Annotated in this window: 4 protein-coding genes; 1 reads left to right on the top strand and 3 read right to left on the bottom strand. The window is 70.0% G+C overall.

The annotated features are described in order from the left end of the window. Positions 1–301: peptidylprolyl isomerase (locus I6U14_RS09235; protein ID WP_296898689.1), on the bottom strand; the 301-nt coding region annotated here is incomplete at its 3' end. Positions 302–557: 256 nt separating this feature from the next. Beyond that, entirely contained in the window at positions 558–1,199 is a 642-nt protein-coding gene (locus I6U14_RS09230) for a hypothetical protein (protein ID WP_296898688.1), read from the bottom strand. 187 nt (positions 1,200–1,386) lie between these two features. On the opposite strand from I6U14_RS09230, the gene I6U14_RS09225 reads away from it, so the two are divergent. Continuing rightward, positions 1,387–2,865: a helicase HerA-like domain-containing protein gene (locus tag I6U14_RS09225; protein WP_296898686.1), complete on the top strand. Its 1,479-nt coding sequence runs from the start codon at positions 1,387–1,389 to the stop codon at positions 2,863–2,865. A gap of 198 nt (positions 2,866–3,063) precedes the next feature. On the opposite strand, the gene I6U14_RS09220 is transcribed toward I6U14_RS09225, so the two are convergent. Next, a partial coding sequence (locus I6U14_RS09220) for an OmpA family protein (protein WP_296898684.1) occupies positions 3,064–5,070 on the bottom strand: 2,007 nt, incomplete at its 5' end.

The raw sequence follows: 5,070 nt of genomic DNA, 5'->3' as shown, positions 1-5,070 counted from the left end.
TGCCGTTGCCGTTGGTGAAGTCGCCGCCCTGGATCATGAAGCCCGGGATGATGCGGTGGAACGGGCTGCCGGCGTAGGCCATGTCCTCCCCCTGCTCGCCGGTGCACAGCACGCGGAAGTTTTCCGCGGTTTTCGGCGTGACGTCCTTGAACAGCTCCAGCACGATGGTGCCGGCGGGCTCCTCGCCGATGCGCACTTCCATTTCGACGCGGGGATTCTCATCGGCGGCATGGGCGCTGAAGGCAGCCAGCGATGCCGCCAGCGCGGCGGCGGCGATGGTGCGCGCAGTACCTGTGGTCATGGTCGACTCCTCGTGACAGTTGCGATCAGTGGTGTTGCCGGATGGCTCCGGCGTGGCGGCGCGCATTGTAGCCGGCCGAGGCCTAGTGGGTGGATCACTTCGATGGCTGCGCGGGATCGGGTTAGAAGCCATGCGTGGTATCAGGCGGCAGCCACGCGAACGCGTGCCGGTGAACAGTCAGTCGTTGACCACCTGCGCTAGCACGGCATCACGATCAACCCCGACAAGGGTTAGCGAGGCTCCGCCTCAGCCCCACTCAACTGCCTGCATTGGCCGCATCGCGATCGGCCGGGCTGTCGAAGCCCTTCAGGTCCAAAGGCGGCGGGAAGCGTTTGGTGACGCTGTCCGGCACCTCGCCGCGGCCGGCTTGGTAGAGCGCGCCGGACTCCAGCATGATCAGCGTCATCACGGTGAGCAGCAGCGGCACCACGCCGATGCGCGCCCAAATGGCGGTCCCCATGTCCTGCGAGGCGGCCTTGCGGCGCTCCATGGCCTGCATGGCCGGCGGCAGGTCTGCGATGCGCGCTTCGAAGGCTGTGGTGTCCCCGTCGCCGCCGAGAAAGGCCAGGCTCACGACGCCGGCGCTGATCACATAGGCCAGCAGCAGGATGCGCCAGCGTCCGGCCGCGAGCCGCCAGTGGGCGGCGGCAAACCAGGGCGCGTGCTTCGCGCCGCGCGACGCCCGCACCCAGGTGATGACCATCACCACCAGGGAGGCGGCCAAGGGCAGGGCCACCGCCGGCCATTTGAGCTTATGGATGAGGGAGTCCGGCTCGGCCATGGAGCCGGCCAGCAGCGCGACGCCGATCAGCAGGTTGAACAGCAGCAGGTTGATCATGGCCAGCTCGTGCGGCGCCCGGCCTTTGCGGCGCTGACCCTCGTCGACGGCGTAGAACATGGGCTTGTGGCCTCCGGGCCGAATGAGTGTGCGGCATTGTCCGTGAGTGCCCGGGAGGGGGGCAACTGCAGGGCGTGGGCTGGACCGGCGGCTGGGCTGGGCTTGCCGCGTGCAGCGGGCGGCAACATACTGCGGCCGCAGCGGGCTTTTGGGCCCGATTGACGTGCCTAGAGCAAGGGGGCAGGCGATGACAGACGGCATTCTGGTGGGCAAGGGCGAGCAGCCGGTGCTGATTCGCCCCGATATGGCGAACCGTCACGGGCTCGTCGCGGGCGCGACCGGTACGGGCAAGACGGTCACGCTGCAGCGTCTGGCCGAGCGCTTCAGCCGCACCGGTGTGCCGGTGTTCGTCGCGGATGTGAAGGGTGATCTGGCCGGTATCAGCCAGGCAGGCGGCGGCAACGACAAGGTGGCCGAGCGGGTAGCGGAGATGGACCTGGCGGCGGAGGAGGGCTTTGCCTACGCCCCGTGCCCGGTGACCTGCTGGGATCTGTACGGCGAGCAGGGCCACCCGGTGCGCACCACCATCAGCGAGATGGGGCCGTTGTTGCTGTCGCGGCTGCTGGAGCTGAACGACGTCCAGGAAGGGGTGCTCAACATCTGCTTCCGCGTCGCGGACGACAACGGGCTGCTGCTGCTGGACCTGAAGGACCTGCGGGCTATGCTGAACCACGTCGCCGACAACGCAGCGTCGCTCAAGACCACCTTCGGCAATGTCTCTTCAGCATCCGTGGGCGCCATCCAGCGCAGGCTGCTGACGCTGGAGAACCAGGGCGGCGATCTGCTGTTCGGCGAGCCCGCGCTGGATTTGGCGGACCTGATGCGGCGCGACGCCGCGGGCCAGGGCATGGTGAACGTGCTGGCGGCGGACAAGCTGATCCGAAGCCCCCAGCTCTACGCCACTTTTTTGCTGTGGCTGCTCTCCGAGCTGTTCGAGCAGCTCCCGGAGCTGGGCGATCCGGACAAGCCGGTGCTGGTGTTCTTTTTCGACGAGGCGCACCTGCTCTTCGACGATGCCCCGGACGTGCTCATCGACAAGGTGGAGCAGGTGGTGCGGCTCATCCGCTCCAAGGGGGTGGGCGTCTACTTCGTCACGCAGAATCCGATGGACGTGCCGGACAGCGTGCTGGGGCAGCTCGGCAACCGGGTGCAGCATGCGCTGCGCGCCTTTACGCCGCGGGACCAGAAGGCCGTGCGCGCGGCGGCGCAGACCTTTCGGCAGAACCCGGATTTGGACACCGAGGCCGCCATCACAGCGTTGGGTGTGGGCGAGGCTCTAGCCTCCACGCTGGACGCCGACGGCATCCCGGGCATTGTCGAGCGGATCAAGGTGGCCCCGCCGGGCAGCCGGCTCGGCCCCATCAGCGCCGCCGAGCGTCAGGCGCTGTTATCGGCGTCGCCGGTGGCGGGCGTCTACGACCGGGCGGTGGACCGGGACTCTGCGTACGAGACGCTCAAGCTCATGGCCGAGCAGGCGGCGTTGGCCGCAGAGGCCGCTGCCGTGCAGCCGCCACCGGCAGCGAGCCGCAGCCGCGGCGGCAGCGCTCGGCAGACGCCGCTCGAGGCCTTTGCCGTGACCGCCATGCGCTCGCTCGGCACGCAAATCGGCCGGCAGCTCGCGCGGGGCACGCTGGGCTCGCTGTTGGGAGGGCCGCGTCGGCGGTGATGTGATCCTCGAATCGCCGATGCAGTCAGTAGAAAGCGATCGGGCGGCGACGCCGGCGGCAATGCTCTCGTAGCGGATCAACACAAAAACCCGGAGCGCTCTCGCGAGCGTCCGGGTGTTCTCAGGCGGGAGGTGTGTGCGGCCCCGGCAGGCAGTCGGCATGCCGGGGCCGGCGTGGTGGTGGCGAGTGCCGGGTGCTCAGTTCGCAGCGCCCGTTGCCACCTGTTCGTTGGCCGTGACGTAGATCTCCACTCGGCGGTTCTGGCTGCGCCCGGCCGCCGTGGCATTGGTGGCGATGGGCCGGTCCGGGCCGACGCCTTCGGCGGTGAGCCGCGATGGATCGATCCCGCGCTCAACCAATGCTGCCATGACAGCCTCCGCTCGCTGTTGCGAAAGCGACTGGTTCATGGCGCGGCTGCCGACGCTGTCGGTGTGCCCCTCGATGCGCACCGTGAGCTCGGGGCGCTCCGACAGCAGCTCGGCGGCGCGGTCCAGATCTGGCAGTTCCGCGTCGGGCAGTGCGGCACTGCCGCTCGCGAAGCGCAGCCGGTCGCCGCCGAGGTTGACGACGATACCCTCGTCGGTGACCTCTCCGCCGAGCGCTGCCGCGGTGTCGGTGAGCGCCTGCGCCTGAGCGGCCCCGTCCCGGGCCTCGGCCAGGGCCTCTTCGGTGGCTTCCACCTCACCGCGGGCGGTGCCCAGGCCCCCCCGGGTCCCAGCCAACCCGTGGTTCCGCCCGTCAATTTCCTCACCCGCCGCGGCCTTGGCGGCGGCCCCACGCCCCCGCCCCACCACACCCTCACCCGCCCGGCCCCCCCGCTCCTGTGCTTGGCGGGCATCGCCGGCGGCAATGCGATCCTGCAGCGCATCCATCGCCTTGGCGTGCTCGCGCTCCAGCGCAGCGATGCGCGCCTCGGCCGCTCTCGCCATGCCGTCGCGCTGCGCCCGCACGACGTCGAGCTGCTGCTCCAGCGCGTGCCGGTTCTGGTCGAGGCGCGCCTGGATGGCAGCGAGACGGGCTTGCAGCGACTCGACCGCTGCGTAGTGCTCGTCCGCGGGGATGCGCGCTGCCAGGTCGGTCTTGGCGGCGTCACGCTGTGCGCGGACCACTTCCAGCTGCTGGTCCAAGGCATGGGTCTGCTGCTGCAGACGCGCGTCCATGGCCGTCAGCGCCTCTTCGGCGGCGTCCAGGGCGTCATGGTGCTCGTCGGCGGGGATGCGCTCTGCCAGGTCGTCCCGCTGGGTGCGGACCACGTCCAGCTGTTGGTTCAGCGCGTGGGTCTGCTGATTCAGACGGGCCTCGATGGCGCTGATTTGGCGCTCGGCGTCGGCGATGGCTGCGGCGTGCTGTGCCTCGGCCACGCGCTGCTCCGCCTCTGCCCGGGCGGCGTCGCGCTGTTCGCGGACGACCTCGAGCTGTTGGCTCAGTGCGGTGCGCTGTTGATCGATGCGGGCCTGCATGGCCGTGAGGCGGTCGGCGGCGGCATCCATGGCGTCCGCGTGCTCGTCGCGCAGGGCCTCCGCAACGGCGTCGCGCTGCTCGCGGACCACATCGAGCTGCTGTTCCAGCGCAGTGGTTTCCTGATCCAGCCGTGCCTGCATCGCAACGATCTGTGCTTCCGCCGCGTCCAGCTCGTCGGCAGTGGCGGCGGCATCTGCGAGCTTTGTGGTCTTGGCCTCGAGCTCGGCGCGCAGTGTATCGATCTCTGCGGCCAGGGCCTCGGCGTGCGCCTCCGTGGCGTCGCTGTCCTCTGCAACGGCCGCGGTTTCTGCGGCCACGGCATCGCTGTCGGCTTCGGCTTCGGCCGGCTGTTGGTCGGCGGCAGCCGTCGCTGTCGGCTCGGTGGCGGCGGGCGTCGGCTCGGCGGGCTGCTCGTCGGCGGCGTCTGCCGGTGCTTCCTCCGTCGGCGTCTCGGTTGCCGGTGCCGCGGCGGGGACGGCCTCGGCAGGCGCCGTCGCTTCCAGAGCCCCGGGCGCGGCCTTCTCGGCGTCCAATTCCGCGCGCAAGGTCTGGAGCTTGTCGGCGAGATCGGAGAGCAGGGTTTCGATCTCGGCCACCGTCAAGTCGCCTACGGACAGTCCACCTGACGCTGCACCGGTTGCGGCCAGCTGCTGGGGTTGCCCGCGCAGCCAGCGCCGCCAGCCCTGCCATTTGGGCTGGTCCTGGGGAGTGGCGCTGGTCGGCGTGACGGCACCGCCGAATAC

It is taken from the genome of Thiohalocapsa sp. (assembly GCF_019695415.1).
Taxonomy (GTDB): domain Bacteria; phylum Pseudomonadota; class Gammaproteobacteria; order Chromatiales; family Chromatiaceae; genus Thiohalocapsa.
The sequence above is the reverse complement of the archived record's forward strand: the minus strand, read 5'-3'. Positions and strand labels throughout refer to the sequence as shown.

Bases quoted from the DNA above. Each gene is read 5' to 3' on its own strand.
- I6U14_RS09225 (WP_296898686.1), top strand. From the start codon at position 1,387: ATGACAGACGGCATTCTGGTGGGCAAGGGCGAGCAGCCGGTGCTGATT.
- I6U14_RS09230 (WP_296898688.1), bottom strand. From the start codon at position 1,199: ATGTTCTACGCCGTCGACGAGGGTCAGCGCCGCAAAGGCCGGGCGCCG.